The sequence below is a fragment of the Lacinutrix sp. C3R15 genome, from assembly GCF_018860825.1.
Lineage (GTDB): Bacteria > Bacteroidota > Bacteroidia > Flavobacteriales > Flavobacteriaceae > Oceanihabitans.
This window is the reverse complement of the sequence record NZ_JAHKPZ010000012.1, coordinates 68,301-92,320: the sequence shown is the minus strand read 5'-3', so window position 1 is coordinate 92,320 and position 24,020 is coordinate 68,301. Positions and strand designations below refer to the sequence as shown.

The window sequence follows — 24,020 nt, the reverse complement described above, 5'->3', positions numbered from 1 at the left end:
ATTGTTAGTTCTAAAAACGACACCAACTTTGGTTTTGTATCGTGTCCTAAATATGTAGTTTTCTGGTTTTAGAAATCTTCATTAGTCTATAGTCTTTTCTTTAGGTACCCAACATAAGGCAACAGGTGCTTTTATCATTACTTTATCTTTACCAGAATCTAGATGAAATATTCCTTGATAATAAAGATATTTTATTGCTCTATATCCATTGCTATCTACATTTCTAATAGAAACATCATGCGATCCATTTGGTTTATATAAAGGAGCGCAAGGAGAATAATTTTTAAAATATAATTCATCATTATCTTCTGTTTCTTGCGTAATTGGAAAAATTTGAACCGCTCGCGTATTACTACCAAATTGGTAATTTACTTTAAGAACCCAATTGCCATAATAGTTATCATAAACATACGGATAAGCTGGGTATTCTTCTGCAATTTCTTCTTCAGTAATATATAAACGATTATCATAATTAGAATTAGAAACCATCACGTAATCTCTATTTTCTATATGTTTAATAACCTTAAGATAGGTTTTTGCCAAATCATTACCTAAATCGGCAGCTTCTTGAAACAAGCGTTTAGCTTTATAGGTGTCTTGAGATAAACCACCTACACCAAAGTAATAAAACTCGCCTAAGTTTCGCATGGAAAAAGCACTACCTTGCGCTGCTGCTTTTTTATAGTAATAAACAGCTTTCTCCCAATTGGTTTCTGTTCCGTAACCTCCATCATAACACAATCCTAAATTAGACATACTTGTCACGTCATTTAGATCTGCACCAAGTTTATAATATTCATAAGCTTTTTGTCTATTAAAGTTATTAAAATAATAATTTCCAATATCGCCATATAAAGATGTTTTATAAGCTAATCCCATTTCATAATAGGAGAGTCCCAATGTTATATCTTGTTCTATTTCTTCTCCTTTAATATACATACTACCTAATTTCACCATGGCTTCTGGGCTTCCATTTTCTAGCGCTTTTTCATACCAATAAATACAAGTTTCTATATTTTTTGTAACTCCTTCGCCAGCTCTATATTTAGAGCCTAAATTAGTCATGGAGTTAACATGTCCCAGTTCTGCTGCTTTTCTATAGTATTTTACAGCTTCGATTATATCTTTTGATATTCCATTACCTTCTTCATATAATACTCCTAAATTACCAATAGCAGTAAGACTACCACTAACAGCTGCATGTTTATACCACATTACGGCAATTTCTTCATCTTTTTGTACACCTCCATATCCTTCAGAATACATATAACCAATAGCATAGGCATGAAAAGGTGTTTTGTATTTACTGTATTGATCTTTAAACCATTTTATTTGATATTCTTTTTGAAACAAGCGATTTGCTTCAGTTTTATTTTTAGTAACACCTGTTCCGTTTGCTAAATACTTACCTAGCTGATAGGTTGCAGGAATAGAACCTAAATCGTAGCCTTCTTTTGCATAGGTATATGCTTTTTTATAGTCTACTTTTACAGATAATCCTGTATAATAGATATGTGATAAATAATAATACGCATCTTTATAGCCTAATGATTTCGCTTTATCAAAAAACTGTAAGGCTTTACTAAAATCATGGTTTTCAAATGATTTTTCACCTTTTCTATACAAATCAAATGCAATGTCTTCGTTTTCTTCTTCTACCGTTTTTACATTGGTAATACCTTTTGCTTTGTTCCATCCGTTTTCTATAGCTATTAACCTATCTTTCTTAGCAGGATGCGTACTTGTAGCTTTTTCGTATTTTATCGTCATAATAGCACTTTGTGCTTCTTCTTTAGAGGCACCCATTTTAGCTAAAGCTAGTCCGCTAAAATAATCGGCTTCTAATTCAAACTTATGATTAGAACCTTCATTATTTAAAGAATGCCCATTTAAATGATGCCCAATTTCATGTGCTAAAACACTTATTGCTGCCCAACGATTGTTTGCTTTTTCTTCAATTCTGTCAAAAAAGTTTGCATCGTATAAGATATAACGTTCTTTCTGACCTGGAGATATTTCAATGTTTTTAGCTACTGCGTTATTAATATTAGGGCATTCTTGAATGGTGAAATTTCGAAATAAACCGATTTCATCTAAAATGCGATCTACAGCAATTTCTGCATCTTCATCACTATTAAAACCTAGTTGAGAACAAGCATCGTTTACTTCTTCAATAGTTTGGTAATTTTGTGAATAAGCAATGCTAGTACTAGATAGGATACTGATAAAAAGAAATAGTTTTAATTGATGCGTAACATTCATATTATTGTTGATTTTGCAAATTTATTATGCGTTTTATGTTTTTTTGATCTCCAATTGTTTTATACACGTTTAATGTGGTGTTTAATACTTCTATATTACTGCTATCAACAGCAATATAGCGCTCTAAATACACTGTTGCCTCTTTATATAGCGCTATGCGCTTTACTGTTAATTTGTCATAACGTTTGTTTTCGGCAGGAGTAGTACCTAGGTTATTCATTTCTTCAACAATTGGCAATTCTTGAGATAAAATAGCGGCAGAAATATTTAATAGGGAGTTTTTGTGTTCTGGGTTAATTTTTAGTGCCTTTTTATAATATGTAATGGCATCGTTTATGTTCTTTTTTTCCATAGACAGTACACCAAGATTATATATAACATTTATATTTTCAGGAGTGATACGTTCTATTTTTTTTAGCTCCTTTTCAAAGGTTACAAGGTCACCAGAATTATAATATACATTAGCTTTATTTTGAAGAATAATAACATCATTTGGATTTTTTCGCAATACAAAATCAAAGAATTTTAATGCTTCATCATTACGATTTTGAATACTATAAATTAAACCTATATTTTTATATACTAAATTTTGTTTTTCAGCATCTAATGTTTCTATTCCAGTTCTTAAAATAGTTAAATAGTACTTAAGTGCTTGATCGTAATTTTTTTCAGAAACATATGCCGAAGCTGCATAATATAAGTATATTGTTTCTTTACCATTACTATATTGAAATGCTTTTACAAAGTGTTCTGCAGCACTAATATATTGGCTTAAATTATATAAATCTAAACCTTTTTTGAGATTTTTTTCTTGTAAATCTTTGTTTAAATCAAAAACAATAATGTTATCGTTTTCTTTAGTATTAACTACAACCTTTTTTATATGGTTTGCTTTTTTCCAACCATTTTCAATGGCAATTAAACGATCTTTTTTAGCAGGATGTGTACGTGTTGCTTTTTCATATCTTAAGGTTGCAATGGCACTTTGCGCTTCTATTAAACTTGCACCCATTTTTGCTAGAGCAGAGCCACTAAAGTAATCTGCTTCTAATTCAAATTTATGATTAGAGCCTTCATTGTTTAAAGAGTGACCGTTTAAGTGATGCCCAATTTCGTGCGCTAAAATACTAATGGAAGCCCAATCTGTTTTGGCTGTATTATCAATTTTGTTGAAAAAGCCATTATCATATAAAATGTAGCGTTCTTTATATCCTTCAGATATTTCAATAACTTTCGCTACTGCATTATTAATATCGGGACATTCTTGAATGATAAAATTTCTAAACAATCCAACAGCATCTAATATTTTATCGACTGTTATTTCTGCTTCCTCATTACTGCTAAAGCCAAGTTGTGCACAAGCATCGTCTATTTCTTCGATGGTTTGGTAGTTTTGGGAAATAGTAATTTGTGTACAAAGAAGCAGAAAAAAAAATAATTTTAGTTTCATATTTCTAATTATTGAACTATAAATGCGATGGGTAAAGAAAAAGGAACACTAACGTTTTTACCTTTTAGTTTTCCTGGAATCATCTTTGGTAATAAATTAATAATTCGCTCTGCTTCATTTTGCAATTCTGTATGTGGAGCTCTTGCTCCAATAAATACAACGTCGCCATTTTTAGAAACCTTAAACATACTATGAATTTTTATGGGTTGATATTTAGTACATTTTTCGGTATATTCATTGGTGGTTTCATTGTATTTTTTTTCTTTTTTAATGCATCTAGATGTTAAACCAATTTCATTTGCTATACCTGCGTTGAAATTACTAACTAAATGATTTCTAAGGCTTAAATTAAAGCATTTTTTTAATTCAGAATTGGTTCCTGTACATCCTGGATATACAGGGAAATCTTCAATTATATTTTTAGAAACCACTTCTTCTTCTTCCTCTTGATTTTCAATATCATTTGCAAAGCTCCAACCTTTTTCTATTTGTAATAATCGGTCTTTTTTAGCAGGATGTGTTCGTGTAGCTTTTTCGTATTTTAAAGTGTTAATTGCACTTTGAGCCTGTTCTAAAGTAGCTCCCATTTTGGCAAGAGATAAACCGCTAAAATAATCTGCTTCTAACTCGTATTTATGGTTACTACCTTTATTGTTAAGTGAATGTCCGTTTAAGTGATGTCCAATTTCATGTGCTAAAATACTTATTGCTGCCCAATCGTTAGCTGCTTTGTCATTGATACGGTTAAAAAAATCATTATCATATAAAATGTAGCGCATAACATCACCCGTTGATGTTTTAATGTTTTTAGCTACTGCATTATTTATATCAGGACATTGTTGTAGAACGAAGTTTCTAAACAAACCAATTTGCTCTAAAATTCTATCAACAGCAATTTCAGCTTCTTCATCTGCCATAAATCCTAATTGTGCACAAGCATTGTCTATTTCTTCTGTGGTTTGGTAGTTTTGTGAAAACGCAATACTGGTAAAAAATAAGCCTATTAGTGTTAATTTTTTAATCATCTATTTTAAATTTTGAAGTATTTATTGTTGGGTTTATTTGTATCTCGCTAAATAGAGTAGTGGCCTTAGACTTAAAAGTTTGCTTATCTGTTTTTGTTTCCATTTCTAGTTCTTGTCTAAGCGAAAAAAGAATACCATCAACTTCTTTATAATCTTTGTATGTTGTTTTTGATATTGTTTCGGTTGTAAAAGATGCATTTTTCATTAACACAATCTGGTCTTCAAATAGCAATAAGCCGCTTTCTGTATTAAAATATTTGGTAGAAATCATTTCCATATTTGTTGCTAATTCTATTTTATCGAATTTTACGACATGACATTTAATATTGTTAATTTCTTTAATTCCCAGATATGTTGCTTTAGCATTATTTATTAGTTGCGAATATTCTATGACATAACTTGTACTATTTTTTGTAAAAGTAGATTGGCTATCCTTTTGATAAACCCAATCTTTATTTAAATTCATTTTAATGTAAGTTTTGCCATCAACAATTAAAATCTCAAATGCAGATTCATTTTCTTTTGTTTTGGTTGTCATTTCTTGGTACAATTGTGAAGGTTTTAAAAAGTGTAGTTTGCTCGTTAATTCAGATTTCATTTCTTCACCATTTATCTTCATATTTGAAATAATTTTGCGTTCTTGATAAAAGGTTTTTATTTGAGATACCTTTTCTTGACCTCCAATAGCTTCAATATAACGACCAAGTATTGCTTGTATTAATTCTTCTTCGGTGTTAGCAATGATTTCTTCTACTTCCTTTTCATCATTAATTTCTATATCATTTTCAACTTCTTTAATGTTTTCAATTTCTTTTTTAACATCTTCTATTTTTCTAGTAGGAATTGTTTTTCCGTTACCACGATACCAACCTTTTTTTATAGCATGTAATCTATCTGCTTTAGCTGGATGTGTCGCAGAACCTTCATCTGGTAACAATTTACTTACAGCACTTTGTGCATCTTCTAGTGAGCATTGCATTCTTGCTAATACAAAACCAGAAAATTCATCTGCTTGTAGCTCTATTTTATGATTACTACCACCACTTTTTAAGGTATGGCCATTTAAATGATGGCCAACTTCATGAGCAAGAATACTTGTGTTTCCCCAATCTGTTCCTGTAGAAGCAGAAACTTTACTAAAAAAGTCTTGATCATATAATATGTAACGCTCCAAGTCTCCGCCTTCAAGAGGCATTGTAACAGCTAAGGCATTATTAATATCATCACATTGTTCTATTAAAAAGTTTCTAAATAAGCCTACTTTGTCAAGAATGTTATCTACTACTAATGTGGCACTTTCTGTGCTTGTACTAGATGTAGTAGCTCCTTGTAATTCACAGGCAGACGCTACTTCTTCTACAGTTTGGTAGCCTTGATAGCCACACATTTTTATTTCTTGAGCTTGTAGGTAGAAGGAGCTTAATAAAAGTACAATAAAAAAACATTTAAAAAATTTTACCTTTACATTCATGTTTAAGATTTGTTATACAATAGAAAAAACGATAATAAAAAATATAGGTTAAATATACTATTTTCTATTACAATTGAAATACAGCAAATTATAAATAAGAAATTTATTTAATTGTTTTAAAATCAGTTATTAGTCATTAAAGGTTTCCTTTATAATAATGATGAAAAATTAGAAGCACAATGGTGAATTTTATTTCTTAATTTTATTTTTATAAAAAAAGCTAAATTACTTGTGTATAAATAAGTAATTCAATTTCTTGCACGATTAAATTTTTATTAAAATGGATAATCTAATTACCTTTTCAATCACAGTGTTTACAGCCTTTTTTGCTATAACAAACCCTATATCAAATATGACGGTTTTTGTGTCTTTAACAGAAGGAGCAGATGTAAAAACAAAAAGAGATATAAATAAACGATCTAATTTAATAGCTTTTGCTATTGTTACTATTTTTGTTCTCTTAGGAAAATATATTTTTGAATTATTTAACATCAGTATTCCGGCCTTTAAGATTACTGGAGGAATACTTATTTTTTATATTGGTTTTGAGATGCTACAATCTAAAAAATCGAACGTAAAAAACATTAAGAATGTTCATATTGATGAAAACATTGCTGTTTCCCCTTTAGCTATTCCAATCTTGGCAGGACCAGGAACAATTGTTACTGCTATGAACTTTGTGTCTAACGCAGAAGCTATACACATAATTTTAGTTATCCTTATATTTGGCTCCATGAGTTTGCTAACCTTTTTTACTTTTAGATTAAGTGACTTAATTGTTAATATAGTTGGGCATAACGTGATTTCTGTAATAGGAAAAATTATGGGTTTAATCATTGCTATAATTGGAACAGGTATGGTTATTCAAGGAATTAAACTATCTTTTAACTTAATAACAGCGTAGTGTATTTACAATTATTGAGTTTAGTATTTCTCAATAGTGTGTTTTTTAACTAATTAAACCAAACCATTTTAGAAAGGGTTATTAATAAAGTATGCTAAAATTAAAAGCAGAAGCTTTATAAAAAGAAATAACAGACCTTGAATGAATTAAAAACAACTAAAAAATTAGATACTTATAAGGTAATTTTTCTGAAACATTTTGTCATAAATATCTTTGCTAAACATATATAGCTGAGCAGGCTTTTTAGAGACACCTACTTGCTTTTCGTCTAATGCGATAATATATTTTTTGTTTATTAATTTTCTTCTAAAATTTCTATTATCTATTTCTATACCTAAAATAGATTGATATAAATCTTGTACATCATTAATAGTAAACTTGTCTGGAAGTAATTTAAATATAATAGGTTTAGATAGGCATTTTACTTTTAAATCTTCATAAGCTTCAAGTATTATTTGCTCATGATCAAATCCTACTTCTGGTAGATTATTAACAGGAAACCATTTTGCCTTATTTTTATTGTTTTTTAAATCTACATCTTCAGTTTTTAATAAAAAATAATAAGCTATAGTGGTAGTTCTTAAATTGAAAGCTTCGTTTTTTATCCAAATAATATCTTTAGGATTCATTAATCGATCTGGATTACCAAAAGCTTTAAACTGTTTTTTGTATTGATTTGTTAATCCTGTTAGTTCTTTTAAAACTCTAGTTGCAGTTTCATCTAAAGTTTCATTTTTGTATACGTGATATCCTGTTAAAACATAATCATTAACCAAAACTTCTTTTTTATCCTCAGATTCTAAAAAGCGATTTATTAATAAAACATTTAAAGATTTGGTATTTATATCGTATCCAAAAACTACACAATCAACAGATATATTTAATATTTTTTCCGGTTCCATAAGTTTAATTGATTACAAAAATAACTATTTGTTTTATTTGTTACTAATATATATAAAATTTAATAAACGTCATTAATACATTATAAAAATAGATGCTCTTAATTGTAAAATAAACAATTATATTGTCAATATAGTATATATAAAAGTTAAAATAACATATTTTTTTAAAGAAAAATTAGGATTTATGCATTTAATTGTAATACATTTGAAAAACAAACGTAAAAATGACGTTTGTAAATAAGTTAAAATAATAATAATATAGACCATGAAAAGATTTGTAAAAATTATTGTAAACAATAACTTGAATGGACAGTGTAATAGAGAAACAAAAAATATTTTAATATTGGCAAGTATTGTAATGTTTTTTACTTGCAGTATTGTATCAGCTCAAGAAAATGATGTTGTTGCTGAACAAGTTTTAGATACATACAAGCCCTTTAGTATTGGTGCTCATTTAAAAAACATGCATACATGGCACGGATTTGTTGTGCATCCTGGAGCTGTGATTGCTTCAAATATTGAGTATAACTCTAAAAATGAAAAATTTACTTTTGGATTTTGGGGAGGTGCTAGTTTTTCTTCTGTGGATGTAAAAAATATAAATACTGCAGAAAATGAAAGTGCGTATTATAAAGAAGTATCTATATATACTAAATATCGTTTTTCAGATAAATTCTTTATAGAAGCAGTTTCACATAATAATTATACAGGAGTAGAAGAAAGAGGAGATAAATTAGAATATTGGAGCTATGATAAAACACAGGGATACAATTTTGTAGATCTAAATTTTGGTTATAATGTAACACCTAATACCTTATTATATTTTGCTACTATTATTGGTGGTGGTTCTGGAGATTATGAAGTACAAGACAATGGTGATTTAAAGAACTCTTGGACCCATTATTTTGAAGTTTCAAGTAAAGTTTGGCAAAATAAAAATTCTAGTTTATCCCTATTTACAGGTGGTGCCTGGTCTTTTATTACAGATAAAACGTTTTATACAGAAGGAGCTGGAAATATTATTAATGTAGGAGCTACTTACAATAAACAATTTACAGTTTTAAAACACACAATACCTGTAGATGTAACACTTATGTGGAATCCAGAACAAGAAAAAACAGTAATACAATTAGACGTTGCTTTATTTTAATTTATAAACATAAACCCTTAACTTTAAATGTGTTAAGATTGTAAATGATACTAATTATGAAAACAAAAACTACTAAAGTAAATATGATAAGATTGGTGTTTCCTATGCTTGCGCTATTATTGTTTTTAACGGGTTGTGCAGAACAACTTAATAATTCGGAAAAAACAGATAATTCCGCAGAAAACATAGGTGATATTATTGATAGTAAAATAGATCTTACTGGTAAAAAAATAGGGTATTGTTCCCCTTCGCTAAATGCTCCTTATTATCAAGCATTGTGGCAAAGTATAAAATCTACAACAGAAAAAAATGGAATGCAGTTTTTATCTGCTGATGGTCAAGATGATATTACCAAACAAATTGCTGCTGTTGAAGATCTTATTACAAAAGGTGTAGATGCTTTACTTTTAAATCCTAAAGATCCAGATGCTTTAGTTGGTGTAACTAAAGTAGCTAAAGCTGCAGGAATACCTGTTTTTATAATTGATAGTTCTATAAATCCTTCAGCAGACTTTGTTACAACTATTCAATCTAACAACTTAGCTAATGGAGAGTTAGCAGGTGAGTGGTTAGCTAAAAAATTTGGAAGCAAACAAATGAATATTGCACTACTAAGTGGTAATGCAGGAAACCCTGTAGGTAGAACTCGTAAACAAGGTTTATTACAAGGTATTACAGAAGAACAATTACGTACGCTTGGTAAAATTAACTTAAATGTAAAAACACAAGCGTATACAGAATGGTCTTATGCTGGCGGACTTAAAGCTATGGAAGATATTTTAGTAGCACATCCAGATATTAATGTAGTGATTACAGAGTCTGATGTTTGTGTACTTGGCGCTATTAAAGCCATTGCACAAGCGGGTAAAACAGATGATATTTTAATTGTTGCTGGTGCTGACGGACAAAAAGAAGCTATTAAATATATCATGGAAACCGATTTTTATGGTTGTACTGCAATGAACAGCCCTGTGCAAATTGGTAAAAATGCTGTACAGTATGCTGTAGAATATATGAATGGTAGAAAAGATTTTGATAAAAAATCATACACTGCTCCTTTGTTGATTACCAAAGATAACGCTGCCAAATATTACAACCCAAATGCTATTTTTTAATATTTAAATATTTGGTATGAAAAATTCAGAAAATGAATATCGTCTAGAAATGACAGGAATATCAAAAAGTTTTGGTGTTGTTTCGGTACTTAAAAATGTAAACCTTAAAGTAAAACCAGCAGAAATTCATGCCTTGTTAGGCGAGAATGGAGCAGGGAAATCTACGTTAATTAAAATACTTAGTGGTGTACATCAAAAAGATGCAGGAACGGTTGTTTTAGATGGACAAGAAGTTAATCCTAAAAACACCCATGAAGGTCAAATTTTAGGCATAAACGTGGTATATCAGGAACTATCTTTAGTCAATGATTTATCGGTTGCAGAAAATATTTATTTGCACAAACTAGGTGCTAATAAAACCTGGATGAATTGGAAAGGCTTAATTCAAGATGCACAAGAATTATTAGACTCTTTAGGTTTTAAAATAGATGCTTCTGCCAAAGTTAAAAACTTAAGTATTGTACAAAAACAAGTGGTAGAAATTGCAAAAGCAATATCTGAAGATACCAAAGTATTAGTATTAGATGAGCCAACTACTGTTTTTGATCCTAAAGACGTAAAAAAACTTTTTAATATTCTTTTTAAGCTTAAAGAAAAAGGTATATCTATTATATACATATCCCATCATTTAGATGAGATTTTTAGTATTGCAGACTCGGTTACTGTACTTAGAGATGGTGTAGATACAGGTAGTATGGCTATTGCAGATACAGATAAAGATGGAGTAATCCATTTAATGATTGGTAGAGAGCTAAAAGACTTATATCCAGCCAGAAACATTAAAATTGGAGAGGTTCCTATTTTTGAAGTCAAAAATTTAACAGCTAAAGATACCATGGTTCATAATGTGTCTTTTCATGTAAAACCAGGTGAAGTTTTAGGTATTGCTGGTTTGGGTGGAAGCGGAAGAACAGAAACGGCAAAACTTATTTTTGGTGCAGATAAAAAGAAATCGGGTACCTTAATCTTAGAAGGCAAAGAAATTAAAACAAACTCTCCTGTTGATGCTGCTGGTTATCAAATTGGTTTTGTTTCTGAAGATAGAAAAGAAGAAGGTGTCTTTTTACCATTATCTATTAGACGTAATATTAGTGTGACAAGTTTTGATGCTATTTCTAGTAAACTAGGATTTATTAATGTTGAAAATGAATATAAAAAAGTATTAGGTCTCATTGAAAAATTAAACATTAAAACACCAAGTTCTGAGGTTAATGTAAAAAATCTTAGTGGTGGAAATCAGCAAAAAGTAGCTTTAGCTAAATGGTTAAGTATTGATAGTAAAGTTATTTTTATTGATGAACCAACACGTGGCGTAGATGTAGGTGCAAAAATTGAAATTTATAACCTTATTAATGAAGTCGCTAAAAAAGGGGTTGGAGTAGTTGTAATATCATCAGATATGCCAGAAATTATGGGTATTTCAGACCGTATTCTTGTAATGCACGAAGGTACTTTTTATGGCGAGTTACAAAAAGAACAATTTTCAGAAGAAAACATTTTGCGTTACTCTATAGGAGAACCATTAAAACAATATAATTAAACTAATTAAACATTCATATTATGGCTTTAACAATAAAAGAACAACTTAGTAGCCCTGGAGGTATACTTAAGTTTTTAGTAAAGTATAATACTATATTCATTTTTATATTATTAGTGATTTTTTCAGCACTAATATCCGATGTGTTTTTTACATCTGTTAATCTTTCAAACTTATTAAAACAAGTTTCAGGTATTGGTATTATTAGTATTGGTATGCTCATTGTAATTCTAACTGGTGGTATTGATTTATCTGTAGGTTCCATGGTAGCATTATTGGCTGTTACTTTTGCTATTTTAGTCAATATTTTTGCTTTACCATTGGCTATTTTAATGACTATTGTTATAGGTTTTGGATTAGGAAGTGTTTCTGGCTACCTCGTTGCTTATCAAAAAATGGCTCCCTTTGTAGCTACTTTGGCATTAATGACTATTGCTAGAGGACTTAGTTTTATCTATTCTAAAGGTTCTCCTGTTACCTTTACAACGGTTGGAGGACAGTACATGTCTAACTTTGCAAATAACGCTACTTTAGGTATTCCAAACATTGCTATTGTGTTTTTTATCATCGTAATCTGTACCATGGTAATGCTACGTTACAACGTTTTTGGACGATTAATTATCGCTATTGGTAGTAATGAAGAAGCGTCTCGTTTATCGGGAATAAAAGTCAATAAATACAAGTTTTTAGTATATGCTATTTCTGGTGCCTTAGCAGCAACTGCTGCAATTATTGTTGCTTCTAGAACCAATTTAGGGTCTCCAAATATGGGAATGGCTTGGGAGTTAGATGCTATTGCTGCAGTAGTAATTGGTGGCGCAAGTTTAAATGGAGGTAAAGGAACAGCAATAAATACATTAATGGGTGTTCTTATTTTAGGGCTAATAGGAAACATTTTAAACTTACTAAATGTTCCTTCTTATCCGCAACAAGTAGTTAAAGGTGCAATTATCATTTTTGCAGTTTTGTTACAAAGATTTGAAAGTAAATAAACATATATTCTGTAATGGAAAATTTAAAATTAAATAATAAAAATCTTTCTGCTATTTCAGAAAGAGTTGCAACACCTAAGTATGATAGAGCAACTATTAAAACAGGTATTGTACATGTAGGTATTGGTGGTTTTCATAGAGCACACGAAGCCTTGTATACCGATGAGTTGTTACAGGATGAGTCTGTAAAAGATTGGGGAATTTGTGGTGTAGCTTTATTAGATTTTGACACCAAAATATACAACACACTAAAGGAGCAAGATGGCTTGTATACTTTAATTGTTAAAGAGTTAGATGGTACTCATACCAAGCGTGTTATTGGTTCTATAACCGAATGTTTATTTGCTCCAGAAAACCCTACAAAGGTCATCGATAAAATGGCTAGCCCAGAAGTTAAAATCATCACTTTAACTATTACAGAAGGAGGTTATAATTATAACGAAGCAACTAAAAAATTCGATTTTACAAATCCGTTAATTATCCACGATTTAGAAAATCCTAACACACCAAAAACCATATTTGGTTATATAACACAAGCTTTAAAATTGCGACAAGAACGTGGTTTAAAAGGAATTACAATACAGTCCTGTGATAACATTCAAGGTAATGGTCACATGACACAAAATATGTTATTGACTTATGTGGCTAAAGCAGCACCAGGTTTAGTAGATTGGATTCATGAGAATGTCTCTTTTCCAAACGCTATGGTAGATAGAATTACACCTGTTACAGCCGCAGAAGATATAACACATTTAAAAACAACTTCTGGCATTGATGATGCATGGCCTGTAGTTTGCGAGCCTTTTAAACAATGGGTTATTGAAGATAATTTTATAGCAGGAAGACCAGCCTGGGAAACGGTTGGAGCACAATTTGTTGAAGATGTTGTGCCTTACGAAAAAATGAAACTAAGTTTACTAAATGCAGGACATTCTGTATTAGGATTACTTGGTGCTTTAATGGGATATAACACTATTGACCAAGCTGTAAATAATCCAAATATCAGAACCTTTTTAACCCACTATATGGATGTCGAAGTCACTCCAACCTTAGGCGAATTAGAAGGCATTAATCTAAACGATTATAAGCAGTCGTTATTAGAACGCTTCGGAAACATCAATATTAAAGATCAAATTGATCGTATTTGTTCAGAAACTTCAGCAAAATTTCCAATTTTTATTTTACCAACAGTGTATTCGCAATTAAAAAATAATGGTTCCATACAGTTAGCTGCGTTTGTAACTGCTGCTTGGGCTATTTACAGTTTAGGAACTAATGAAAATGGGGAAACTTTAAATATAAAAGATGCCTTAAAAGTTCAGTTAAACGAAAAAGCAATAGAAGCAAAACAGAATCCTACAGCCTTTTTAGAAATAGATACTGTTTTTGGAAAATTACAACAGAATAAACAGTTTTCTGAGGCATATGTAAACGCCTATAAAAACATTACAAATAATAACATAGAAGCAAATTTAATCGTCATAAATAATACATTAAAAAACACATACTAATGAAACTAGGAATTCACGCATACGCTTGGTGCTCAGAATGGAGCAACGACACATTAGACTTAATTGATAGAGTTAAAAACTTAGGTTTAGATTTTATTGAGTAGCCATTAATGGCTTTAGAATCTTTTGACACGAAAGCAGTTTCTAAAAGATTGCAGGAAGTAGGAATTGAAGCTTGTACTTCAACAGTATTGTTAAACGATACAGATATTACTAGCGACGATCCAGAAATTAGACGTAAAGGTATAGACTATTTAAAAGCTTGTGTAAAAGCAACTAGCGATATTGGAGCTACCAATTTCTCGGGTGTTATTTATTCAAAACACGTAAAAAGTTTACCGCACAGACCAACAGAAAAAGATTGGAACTATAGTGCAGAAGCATTAAGAGAAGTTGGTGAATATGCAGCTACACTTAATATAAATGTAGGTATTGAGCCTGTAAATAGATATGAAACCTATTTAATTAACACAGGAGCACAAGCCCTTAAATTGAAAGAAATGATAGGTTTAGATAACATCAAAGTGCATCTAGACACATATCACATGAATATTGAAGAGAAAGATTTTTACACTGCAACCGTAAATGCAGGAGACGATTTAATACACTTCCACCTTTGTGAAAATGATAGAGGAATTCCTGGTACAGGAACTGTAGATTGGGATGGTGTTTTTAAAGGCTTAAGTGAAATAAACTATAAAGGTTATGCCGCTTTAGAAAGTTTTGTAGATGCTACAGATAATATGAACACTTGGGTTTGGAGACAATTAGCTCCAGATGGAGATACGCTGGTTAGAGAAGGAATTACGTTTATTAAAGGTAAAATGAAAGCCTACGGTTTAGGAGAATAACATCAAATTAAAAGTTAAAAAAATGTATTTAGAAAAATATAATTTAGAAGGAAAAAATGCAGCTATAACTGGTGGAGGACAATCTATTGGGTACGCTTGCGCAGAAGCTTTAGCAGAAGCTGGAGCTGCTATTTATATATTAGATTATAATGTAAAAGTAGGAGAAGAAGCGGTTGTTAAATTGAAAGAAAAAGGATACGAAGCACATTTTGTAGAAGTAAACGTCACCGATTTTGATCGTGTAGATGCTGTGGCAAAAGAGTTAAACGAAAAAACGCACATTGATATTTTAGTTTGTTCTGCAGGTATTGATAGATCTGGAACTGCAGCTGAGGATGTTAGTGAAGAATTGTTTAAAAGTGTAATGGATGTAAACGTAAATGGGCTTTTTGCTTGTAACAAATCTTTTGCAAAATACATGATTGCGCGTGGTGAAGGTAATATTGTTAACATAGGTTCTATGTCTGGTTTTATTGTGAATAAACCACAATTTCAAAGTTATTACAACGCTTCTAAAGCAGCTGTGCATCACCTAACAAAATCGTTAGCAGCAGAATGGGCTAAAAAAGGAGTTCGTGTTAATGCTTTGGCTCCAACATATATTGAAACACCAATGATACAGTATATAAAAGAAGATACAGAAATGTACGACCAATGGATGGATGGCACACCAATGGGAAGAATGGGTTTTCCTGAAGAAGTTGCAAGTGCATCCTTGTTTTTAGCAAGTCCTGCTTCTAGTCTTATGACTGGTTCTGTTGTATTGATTGATGGTGGGTTTACTTGTTATTAAAGAGTAATTGTTATGAAAAATATAGTTTGTTTCGGAGAAGTACTATGGGATGTTTTTCCTTCGCATAAAAAAATAGGAGGAGCGCCTTTAAATGTTGCTTTACGTTTACAATTGTTAAACAATAATGTATCTATTATTAGTAGCATTGGAGACGATGAAGATGGTGAAAAAATTAAAGATTATATAGTAGAACAAGGTATACATGTAGAAAACCTGCAAGTAGATAAAAAACTTAAAACAGGTATAGTACAAGTAATATTAAATCAAAAAGGTTCTGCTTCGTATAATATAAAACTTCCTCGTGCTTGGGATAATATTAAATTAAGTGAAAGCAACAAAAAAGTAACAGAAAATGCCGATGCTTTTATTTACGGAAGTTTAGCTGCTAGAAATAGTATTACAAGAAATACACTATATACCCTTTTAAAAATAGCAAAATATAAAATTTTTGATGTAAACCTAAGAGAACCTTATTATACTATAGATGTTTTAAATAGTTTAATGCAAGAAGCAGATTTTATAAAATTTAATGATGATGAAATTTTTGAAATTTGCCAAAGTTTAAACTTTCATTCCAAGGTAATTGAAGAAAATATATCCTATATAGCAGAGCAAACAAATACAAAATCTATTTGTGTAACCAAAGGTAGTAAAGGTGCTGTTTTATATTATAATGGTACATTTTATAGTAATACTGGTTATACTATTAAAGTTATAGATACTGTTGGAGCTGGAGATTCTTTTTTAGCAACATTAATTAGTAAATTACTTAATAAAGATAATCCGCAAGAAGCTATTGATTATGCATGTGCAGTTGGTGCATTAGTTGCTGGTAGTGAAGGAGCAAACCCAATAATTAAAGAAGAAGACATTAACCATTTTATTTCCTAATTTAAATAGATTTTGATTAATAGCAGTTTAAAGCTTTATGAATTTTTCATAGAGCTTTTTACATTTTTAGTGGTTTTATTAAAGAATATTGTTATTTTAATAAACTTAATATGTTTTAACTTTATTCTTGTCTATATTTAAAGTCAAAAACAAACACCAAACAATTAATAAATAAAACACATGAGAGTTATAGATTCCCTTTTAACTGAATATGCAGAAAGTCACCAAACAAAACTTAATATTGCCATACACTATATTTGTGTACCTCTAATTTTCTTTAGCTTAATTGGTTTATTGGCTAGTATATCTATGCCAGAAATAATAACAAATACAGTACCAATGAGTGTATTACCTTATGCGCATTTAGGAACTTTAGTGATACTTTTGGGGTTAATTTATTATTTAAGACTTTCTTTAATACTTTTTATTGGTATGCTTTTATTTTCGGTAATAGTATTGTTTGGTATTCATCAAATAGCACAATTAAATGTAGCTCCACTTTGGCTAATCATGACTATTATTTTTGTTTTAGCTTGGATTGGGCAATTTATTGGTCATAATCATGAAGGTAAAAAACCTTCGTTTTTAAAAGACTTACAATTTTTAATGATAGGTCCTGCTTGGACCATGAGCCATTTGTTTGAAGCGTTAAGCATAAAATATTAAACCTTTAATAGTAATTTTAATTAACAAAAGAAACAGTACAGCAGTGCTGTTTCTTTGTTTTAAAACCAAGCTAATTAATTACCAATACCAGCAAAACTCTTTTATCTTTGCACAAAATAAAATTTATGTCACAAACCTTTTCTAGTTTAGGTATTCACGCAGATTTGCAACGTAGTTTAACAGACTTAAACATTACTGTACCTACAGATATTCAAAAAAAAGTAATACCTGTAATACTTAATAAAAAAGAAGATGTTGTTGCAATAGCAAAAACAGGAACTGGAAAAACAGCGGCTTTCGGGTTACCTTTACTACAACTTATAGATATTGAAAGCAATAAAATTCAGGTTGTAATACTGGCTCCAACTAGAGAACTAGGACAACAAATTTTTAATAATTTAGAATCCTTTAATACCAAAGCTTCGCAAGTTTCTATTGCTGGTGTTTTTGGAGGAATTCCTATAAAATCTCAAATTGAAAGGCTAAAAGAAACCACACATATTGTCGTTGCCACACCAGGACGTTTGGTTGATTTAATGGAAAGAAACGCTATTAACGTTAAGCACATCACTTATTTTGTTTTAGATGAAGCCGACGAGATGATAAGCGCTCACAAAGAAGGAGTAGATGCTGTAATTAAAATGTTGCCAAAAAATAGAAGAACGCTTTTGTTTACCGCAACAATGCCAGGCACAATAAAGCAGTTGGTACAAAATAGCTTGTCTAAAAAAGTAATAACTATAGAGGCTGATATGCAAACGGTGGGTCACCAAGCTATAGACCATCAATATGTGGTTGTTGCACCTATAGAAAAATTAAATGTATTAATGCATTTTTTAAATACTAAGGAAGGACAAAGAGGAATTATTTTCTGTAAAACCAAAGCAGCAGTAAACAAATTAGCAAAAAACCTAGCTATCAATAAATTTTCTTCTGGTGCCATTCATGGTAGTTTATCACAAGGAATTCGTGATCGTATCATGGGCCAATTTCGTGAAGGACATATAAATATTTTAGTAGCTACAGATTTAGCAGCTAGAGGTATAGATGTTAAAGATCTGGCTTTTGTAGTTAATTACCATTTACCAGATACTTATGATGCTTATGTACATAGGTCTGGTCGTACTGCTAGAGCAGGAGCAACAGGTTTAGCATTAAGCATAATACAGGAAGACGAAGTACAAGATATTCCTGAATTTGAAGATGAATTAGGTATTGTTTTTAAGGAACACCAAAAAGCAGATGCACAAAGTATAGAAGAAAATAACGGATTACTTTGGGCAAGAAAGATATTTAAAACAAAGGTCAATCGTGATATACCTGAAGATTTTAAAGCAAAAGTAAAAACTATCTTTCACCATTTAACAAAAGAAGAATTAGTAGATAAAATTTTATCTAATTATATAGCAGAAAATAAAACCATTGTTGAAAAACAAGAAGTTGTCAAAAAGAAAAAGAAAAAATAACAATGGGAAATTATTTAAAAGTACAACAAGATATTTTAGATAAGTTAAAAATAAAGGCGCTAAATGCTATGCAGGAAGAAGCCTTATTGTCTATTACAAGTACTGCAAATACAGTACTACTATCGCCAACAGGAACAGGTAAAACAGTTGCATTTTTATTGCCTACTATAGCAGATTTAAATACAAATTGCCAAAACGTACAGTTGCTAATTTTAGTGCCATCTAGAGAGTTGGCTATTCAAATTGAGCAAGTAATACGCACTATGGGATCTGGTTTTAAAGCCAATGCTATTTATGGAGGAAGACCATTTAGTAAAGATAAAATAGATTTAGCACACACACCTGCAATAATAGTTGGTACTCCTGGGCGTGTTGCAGATCACTTACGCAGGGAAACCTTTTTAGTAGAAGACATTAAAACATTGGTTTTAGATGAGTTTGATAAATCTTTAGAAGTAGGTTTTGAAAAAGAAATGAAAGAGATTATAAGTAGTCTTCCAAATATAAAAAACCGCATTTTAACCTCTGCTACCCAAGACATGCAAATTCCTCGTTTTGTAGGATTAAAAAACGAATTGGTTATCGATTATTTAGGTACTCAAGAATCTAATCTAGAAATAAAAAAAGTACTTTCTCCAGATAAAAATAAGCTGCAAACTTTAGTAGATTTGTTACATGATATTGGTAATAAACCAGGAATTATTTTCTGTAATTTTAAAGATACTATTCAATATGTAAGTACCTTTTTAAACGAAAATAATATTGCACATGGCTGTTTTCAAGGCGGAATGGAACAAATAGACAGAGAACGTGCTTTAATAAAATTTAGAAACGGAACCCATCAAATTATTATTGCTACAGATTTGGCTGCTCGTGGATTAGATATTCCAGAACTAAACTATATTATTCATTATCAATTACCACTAAAAGCAGAAGAATTTACACACAGAAATGGTAGAACCGCTCGTATGAATGCTGAAGGAACCGCGTACGTACTACAATGGGAAAAAGAAAAAACACCAGATTTTATTGATACCACAGAGGTAATTACACCAAACGGAAAAGTGGTGCAAATGCAAACCAAATGGAGCACTTTATTTATTTCAGGAGGAAGAAAAGATAAAATCTCAAAAGGAGATATTGCAGGTTTGCTTTTTAAACAATGTAATCTAGAAAAGTCTGAAATTGGCGTTATAGAACTTAAACAAGATTGTGCTTTTGTTGCTATACCTAAAGCAAAAGTCCAGCAAATAATAGACAAGACAAACAATATTAAAATTAAAAAGAGAAAAGTACGTACCTATACTATTTAAATTTTTTTAAAAGGAATATTGTATTACAATATAAAAGACTAAGTAGTGATGCTTGGTCTTTTTTGTTATAACTATAACAGAAATTTATTTCTTTTGTAAAAAAAGGAAAACCATAAGTTCTTAATTAAGGACTTATGTATATTTATATTCTAAAAAAATACACTTGCTATAAAACACCTTTAAAAAGCAGTAAAAATGTAGCATAAGTATATCATTTACTATTGCGTAAAAATGAAGTCAATGAAAAACGAAACACAAATAAAATGTCCAAACTGTGGTACCTCAATAGATGTACAAGACATTTTATCGCATCAATTAGAAGAAGAAATAAAACAAAAATACCAGTCGCAAATTGCAGATGAAAAAAGAAAATATGAAAGTCAGCAAGAACGATTAAAACAAGAAAAACTGGATTTTGAACAAAAGAAAAAGAAAGAAAATGAACTCTTTCAAATACGTTTAGAAAACCAGCTTAAAGCTGACAAAAAAGAGATTGAAGCCAAACTAAAGCTTAAATTAAAAGAAGAACAGTCTGATCAGTTTGAAGCATTACAAAAAGAGCTAAACGAAAAATCTGCACAAGTAAAAGAATTAAATCGCTCAAAAGCCGAAATAGAAAAGCTTAAAAGAGAAAAAAGTGAATTAAAAGAAGCAGCAGAGGCGGAAGCACAGAAAAAGCTAAATGAAATTTTAATTGCCGAAAAAGAAAAAATTAAAAAATTAGAGGAAGATAAAAACGAACTCCGTTTTAAAGAAATGCAAAAGCAGTTAGAAGATCAAAAAAAGCTTACCGAAGAAATGAAGCGTAAGCAGGAGCAAGGTTCTATGCAATTGCAAGGTGAAGTTCAGGAATTAGCAATAGAAGAGTGGCTAGCTACGCAGTTTCCGTTAGATACTATTCAAGAAATTAAAAAAGGAGCAAGAGGAGGAGATTGTATTCAAATTGTACATTCAAGAACAGAGCAAAATTGTGGTACCATTTATTACGAAAGTAAAAGAACTAAAGATTTTCAACCTACGTGGATTGAAAAATTTAAGGCAGATATAAGAGATAAAGGAGCAAATATTGGTGTTCTAGTAACAGAAGTCATGCCTTCTGATATGGATAGAATGGGCTTAAGAGATGGTATTTGGATTTGTAATTACGAAGAGTTTAAAGGACTTTGCGCTGTGTTAAGGGAAGGAATTTTACAAGTAAATAATGCAATAGTAAGCCAAGAAAATAAAGGTGATAAAATGGATTTATTGTATGATTACCTTACTAGTAATACCTTTAGAATGCAAATAGAAGCTATTGTTGAAGGATTTACACAAATGAAATCAGATTTAGAAAGCGAAAAACGTTCTATGCAAAGAATCTGGAAACAAAGAGAAAAACAAATTGAAAAAGTAGTTACTAATACCATTGATATGTATGGTTCTATAAAAGGAATAGCAGGAAATGCCATACAATCTGTAAAAGCACTAGAGTTACCAGGCTATGACGAGGATTTAGATTAAAGATAATGAGGTGTTTGTAAATTTATTTTCACTAAAATTAAAATAAAAACCAAAAAAAAAATTGAACTTCTAATTAATGGCACTATACTTGCATATTATTAAGTATAAATATAATAAATTACATTACAATGAGTAAAGGAACAGTAAAATTTTTCAACGACACAAAAGGATTTGGTTTTATAACTGAAGAAGGAGTAGACAAAGATCATTTTGTACACATTTCTGGACTAATCGATGAGATTAGAGAAGGTGATGATGTTGAATTTGATTTACAAGACGGAAAAAAAGGATTAAACGCAGTAAACGTAAAAGTTATCTAAGATATATATTCAAACATTTTCAAAAAGCCTATCTCTCGAGATGGGCTTTTTTATTTTATAATGCTATGTATTATTAAAAGCTAAAGGAGGTAGCTCTATTTTAAAAACATAAAGGTGAATTTTAAACCACCTTAATAAAGCAACATAAAAAATGTAATTGGTATTTTGTTCACTTAGTTTTATGCAATATATATTAAATGAACACTATAGAAATAAAAGACAGTCTCCAAATAAAGATTTTTCTTTCGATTTGAAAAATAAAGGAACCTTTTTAGCCTTCCTTTTATCAAAACTACAATAATTTAAAGAATTATTAAATAATGTAATAAAAGTTTAATTAATGGTTAAATGTTTGATTAAAAGCAATTATTTTTAATAAAATCTTTATATTTTAGTGAATATAATTTCACATTTACTAAAATTTAGAATTTGAAAAAAACCAACACACTACCACTGTTTTCAACTTACGATTTAGATTCTAGGTTTTATGATGAACTTTTTGATGACAATAAAGAAATAAGAAGTATTTATAAAACCTTGATTGAAATTTTTGGTTCTTATTCTATTAATGAATTTGAACGTTTAAATAAACAGGCAAAAGACTCCTTTTTTAATTTAGGAATCACCTTTCAGGTTTACGGAGAAAAAGAAGTAAAAGAGCAAATTTTTCCCTTTGATCTCTTTCCTAGAATTATCAATAATAAAGAATGGTGTACTATTGAAAAAGGTGTTTTACAACGTAGTAAGGCATTAAATCTTTTTCTTTGGGATTTGTATCATGATCAAAAGATAATAAAACAAGGTATTGTTCCTATAGATTTAATTAAGTCGTCGGTTAATTTTTTACCACAAATGATAGGTTTAGATCCTCCAGGTGGTATTTATAACCATATTTCAGGAACAGATTTAATCAAGCATTCCGATGGTAACTATTATGTTTTAGAAGATAATATTAGATGTCCTTCAGGAGTTAGTTATGTAGTTGGTAATAGAAATGCAGTAAAACACGCATTATTTGGCGTTTTTAATCAATATAATACACATACTGTTGTAGATTATGGCGCAAGACTATTAGAAACAATGGAGTCTGTTAAACCCACTGGAGTAGATGCTCCTGTTTGCGTTATAATTACACCAGGTGTTTACAACTCTGCTTATTATGAGCATTCTTTTCTAGCTAAACAAATGGGTGTTGTTTTAGTAGAAGGAAGAGATTTGTTTGTAGAAAATGGTTTTGTGTATATGAGAACCATTTACGGACCAGAAAAAGTAGATGTTATTTACAGACGAGTAGATGATTTATTTATAGATCCCTTAGTATTTAAAAAAGATTCATTGCTAGGTGTACCTGGCTTGTTTTCTGTATATTTAAAAGGAAATGTAACCTTAGTAAATGCTCCAGGAACTGGTGTAGCAGATGATAAAGCAGTATATACCTACATGCCAGAAATTATTAAGTATTATTTAGATGAAGAACCTATTTTAAGCAACGTACATACCTACCACTGTAGTAGAAAAGAGGAATTAAAATATGTTGTTGAAAACATAGACAAACTGGTGATTAAACCAGTAGATGAATCTGGTGGTTATGGAATTTCTATTGGAAATAAACTTACAAAAGATGAAATAGAAACCGTTAAGAAAACCATTCTTGCAGAACCACGAAAATACATAGCTCAACCTATAATGTCACTTTCTACACACCCAACATATATAGATGAAAATGAATCTTTTGAATCTAGACATGTAGATTTAAGAACCTTTACATTACTAGGAAAAGATGTAGATTTTGTATTAAAAGGAGGCTTAACAAGAGTAGCTCTTAAAAAAGGAAATTTAGTAGTAAACTCATCTCAAGGTGGTGGATCAAAAGACACTTGGGTTTTAAAAAAATAAAGAAT

20 protein-coding genes are annotated in these 24,020 nt (G+C 30.3%); 15 read left to right on the top strand and 5 right to left on the bottom strand.

The window, feature by feature from the left end:
• Window positions 1-81 precede the first annotated feature (81 nt).
• Genes KO494_RS03315 through KO494_RS03300 form a run of 4 tightly spaced genes read right to left on the bottom strand, consistent with a single transcriptional unit; the run spans window position 82 to window position 6,124 of the window.
• Window positions 82-2,262: an SEL1-like repeat protein gene (locus KO494_RS03315; RefSeq protein WP_215966179.1), complete on the bottom strand. Its 2,181-nt coding sequence runs from the start codon at window positions 2,260-2,262 to the stop codon at window positions 82-84.
• Between the two features lies 1 nt (window position 2,263).
• Entirely contained in the window at window positions 2,264-3,712 is a 1,449-nt protein-coding gene (locus KO494_RS03310) for a tetratricopeptide repeat protein (protein ID WP_215966178.1), read from the bottom strand.
• A gap of 8 nt (window positions 3,713-3,720) precedes the next feature.
• Window positions 3,721-4,737 (bottom strand): hypothetical protein, encoded by a 1,017-nt coding sequence (locus KO494_RS03305; protein WP_215966177.1) that lies wholly within the window; start codon window positions 4,735-4,737, stop codon window positions 3,721-3,723.
• On the bottom strand, window positions 4,730-6,124 hold the full coding sequence (locus KO494_RS03300) for a hypothetical protein (RefSeq protein ID WP_215966176.1): 1,395 nt from the start codon (window positions 6,122-6,124) through the stop codon (window positions 4,730-4,732). Before KO494_RS03300 ends, KO494_RS03305 begins: the two co-directional genes overlap by 8 nt.
• A gap of 364 nt (window positions 6,125-6,488) precedes the next feature.
• Between KO494_RS03300 and KO494_RS03295 the strand changes: the two genes are divergently transcribed.
• Window positions 6,489-7,112, top strand: a complete 624-nt coding sequence (locus KO494_RS03295) for a MarC family protein (protein ID WP_215966175.1) — start codon at window positions 6,489-6,491, stop codon at window positions 7,110-7,112.
• 164 nt (window positions 7,113-7,276) lie between these two features.
• Here KO494_RS03295 and KO494_RS03290 read toward each other — a convergent pair whose 3' ends face one another.
• A complete protein-coding gene (locus KO494_RS03290) occupies window positions 7,277-8,014 on the bottom strand; it encodes an NUDIX domain-containing protein (protein WP_215966174.1) in 738 nt (245 codons plus the stop codon).
• A 265-nt stretch (window positions 8,015-8,279) separates the two neighbouring features.
• Here KO494_RS03290 and KO494_RS03285 point away from each other — a divergent pair, with 265 nt between their 5' ends.
• The 14 genes from KO494_RS03285 (at window position 8,280) to KO494_RS03220 (ending at window position 24,015) form a co-directional block, all read left to right on the top strand.
• Window positions 8,280-9,164, top strand: coding sequence for a hypothetical protein (locus tag KO494_RS03285; RefSeq protein ID WP_215966173.1), 885 nt, complete (start codon window positions 8,280-8,282; stop codon window positions 9,162-9,164).
• A gap of 56 nt (window positions 9,165-9,220) precedes the next feature.
• A complete protein-coding gene (locus KO494_RS03280; RefSeq protein WP_215966172.1) occupies window positions 9,221-10,279 on the top strand; it encodes a substrate-binding domain-containing protein in 1,059 nt (352 codons plus the stop codon).
• A gap of 16 nt (window positions 10,280-10,295) precedes the next feature.
• Window positions 10,296-11,819 (top strand): sugar ABC transporter ATP-binding protein, encoded by a 1,524-nt coding sequence (locus tag KO494_RS03275; RefSeq protein ID WP_215966171.1) that lies wholly within the window; start codon window positions 10,296-10,298, stop codon window positions 11,817-11,819.
• 20 nt (window positions 11,820-11,839) lie between these two features.
• Window positions 11,840-12,808, top strand: coding sequence for an ABC transporter permease (locus KO494_RS03270; protein ID WP_215966170.1), 969 nt, complete (start codon window positions 11,840-11,842; stop codon window positions 12,806-12,808).
• Window positions 12,809-12,822: 14 nt separating this feature from the next.
• Window positions 12,823-14,319 carry a mannitol dehydrogenase family protein gene (locus KO494_RS03265; RefSeq protein ID WP_215966169.1) on the top strand — a complete coding sequence of 499 codons (1,497 nt, stop codon included), beginning with the start codon at window positions 12,823-12,825 and terminating at the stop codon, window positions 14,317-14,319.
• Between the two features lie 110 nt (window positions 14,320-14,429).
• Window positions 14,430-15,170 (top strand): sugar phosphate isomerase/epimerase, encoded by a 741-nt coding sequence (locus KO494_RS03260; RefSeq protein WP_215966168.1) that lies wholly within the window; start codon window positions 14,430-14,432, stop codon window positions 15,168-15,170.
• A gap of 22 nt (window positions 15,171-15,192) precedes the next feature.
• Complete coding sequence (locus KO494_RS03255; RefSeq protein ID WP_215966167.1) at window positions 15,193-15,963, top strand: SDR family NAD(P)-dependent oxidoreductase; 771 nt, start codon at window positions 15,193-15,195, stop codon at window positions 15,961-15,963.
• 12 nt (window positions 15,964-15,975) lie between these two features.
• Window positions 15,976-16,854 carry a carbohydrate kinase gene (locus KO494_RS03250; protein ID WP_215966166.1) on the top strand — a complete coding sequence of 293 codons (879 nt, stop codon included), beginning with the start codon at window positions 15,976-15,978 and terminating at the stop codon, window positions 16,852-16,854.
• Between the two features lie 180 nt (window positions 16,855-17,034).
• Complete coding sequence (locus KO494_RS03245; RefSeq protein WP_215966165.1) at window positions 17,035-17,520, top strand: DUF962 domain-containing protein; 486 nt, start codon at window positions 17,035-17,037, stop codon at window positions 17,518-17,520.
• A 125-nt stretch (window positions 17,521-17,645) separates the two neighbouring features.
• A complete protein-coding gene (locus KO494_RS03240; protein ID WP_215966164.1) occupies window positions 17,646-18,986 on the top strand; it encodes a DEAD/DEAH box helicase in 1,341 nt (446 codons plus the stop codon).
• 2 nt (window positions 18,987-18,988) lie between these two features.
• On the top strand, window positions 18,989-20,299 hold the full coding sequence (locus KO494_RS03235; protein ID WP_215966163.1) for a DEAD/DEAH box helicase: 1,311 nt from the start codon (window positions 18,989-18,991) through the stop codon (window positions 20,297-20,299).
• Window positions 20,300-20,539: 240 nt separating this feature from the next.
• Entirely contained in the window at window positions 20,540-21,799 is a 1,260-nt protein-coding gene (locus tag KO494_RS03230) for a DUF2130 domain-containing protein (RefSeq protein ID WP_215966162.1), read from the top strand.
• 128 nt (window positions 21,800-21,927) lie between these two features.
• On the top strand, window positions 21,928-22,119 hold the full coding sequence (locus KO494_RS03225; RefSeq protein ID WP_215966161.1) for a cold-shock protein: 192 nt from the start codon (window positions 21,928-21,930) through the stop codon (window positions 22,117-22,119).
• 429 nt (window positions 22,120-22,548) lie between these two features.
• Window positions 22,549-24,015 (top strand): circularly permuted type 2 ATP-grasp protein, encoded by a 1,467-nt coding sequence (locus KO494_RS03220; protein ID WP_215966160.1) that lies wholly within the window; start codon window positions 22,549-22,551, stop codon window positions 24,013-24,015.
• Window positions 24,016-24,020: the final 5 nt, after the last annotated feature.

Excerpts from the sequence above, each read along its gene's own strand:
- KO494_RS03310 (WP_215966178.1), bottom strand. The coding sequence starts at position 3,712 with ATGAAACTAAAATTATTTTTTTTTCTGCTTCTTTGTACACAAATTACT.
- KO494_RS03295 (WP_215966175.1), top strand. The coding sequence starts at position 6,489 with ATGGATAATCTAATTACCTTTTCAATCACAGTGTTTACAGCCTTTTTT.
- KO494_RS03315 (WP_215966179.1), bottom strand. The coding sequence starts at position 2,262 with ATGAATGTTACGCATCAATTAAAACTATTTCTTTTTATCAGTATCCTA.
- KO494_RS03260 (WP_215966168.1), top strand. The coding sequence starts at position 14,430 with ATGGCTTTAGAATCTTTTGACACGAAAGCAGTTTCTAAAAGATTGCAG.
- KO494_RS03225 (WP_215966161.1), top strand. The coding sequence starts at position 21,928 with ATGAGTAAAGGAACAGTAAAATTTTTCAACGACACAAAAGGATTTGGT.
- KO494_RS03230 (WP_215966162.1), top strand. The coding sequence starts at position 20,540 with ATGAAAAACGAAACACAAATAAAATGTCCAAACTGTGGTACCTCAATA.
- KO494_RS03265 (WP_215966169.1), top strand. The coding sequence starts at position 12,823 with ATGGAAAATTTAAAATTAAATAATAAAAATCTTTCTGCTATTTCAGAA.
- KO494_RS03280 (WP_215966172.1), top strand. The coding sequence starts at position 9,221 with ATGAAAACAAAAACTACTAAAGTAAATATGATAAGATTGGTGTTTCCT.
- KO494_RS03255 (WP_215966167.1), top strand. The coding sequence starts at position 15,193 with ATGTATTTAGAAAAATATAATTTAGAAGGAAAAAATGCAGCTATAACT.
- KO494_RS03300 (WP_215966176.1), bottom strand. The coding sequence starts at position 6,124 with ATGTGTGGCTATCAAGGCTACCAAACTGTAGAAGAAGTAGCGTCTGCC.
- KO494_RS03240 (WP_215966164.1), top strand. The coding sequence starts at position 17,646 with ATGTCACAAACCTTTTCTAGTTTAGGTATTCACGCAGATTTGCAACGT.
- KO494_RS03275 (WP_215966171.1), top strand. The coding sequence starts at position 10,296 with ATGAAAAATTCAGAAAATGAATATCGTCTAGAAATGACAGGAATATCA.
- KO494_RS03270 (WP_215966170.1), top strand. The coding sequence starts at position 11,840 with ATGGCTTTAACAATAAAAGAACAACTTAGTAGCCCTGGAGGTATACTT.
- KO494_RS03305 (WP_215966177.1), bottom strand. The coding sequence starts at position 4,737 with ATGATTAAAAAATTAACACTAATAGGCTTATTTTTTACCAGTATTGCG.
- KO494_RS03250 (WP_215966166.1), top strand. The coding sequence starts at position 15,976 with ATGAAAAATATAGTTTGTTTCGGAGAAGTACTATGGGATGTTTTTCCT.
- KO494_RS03245 (WP_215966165.1), top strand. The coding sequence starts at position 17,035 with ATGAGAGTTATAGATTCCCTTTTAACTGAATATGCAGAAAGTCACCAA.
- KO494_RS03290 (WP_215966174.1), bottom strand. The coding sequence starts at position 8,014 with ATGGAACCGGAAAAAATATTAAATATATCTGTTGATTGTGTAGTTTTT.
- KO494_RS03285 (WP_215966173.1), top strand. The coding sequence starts at position 8,280 with ATGAAAAGATTTGTAAAAATTATTGTAAACAATAACTTGAATGGACAG.
- KO494_RS03235 (WP_215966163.1), top strand. The coding sequence starts at position 18,989 with ATGGGAAATTATTTAAAAGTACAACAAGATATTTTAGATAAGTTAAAA.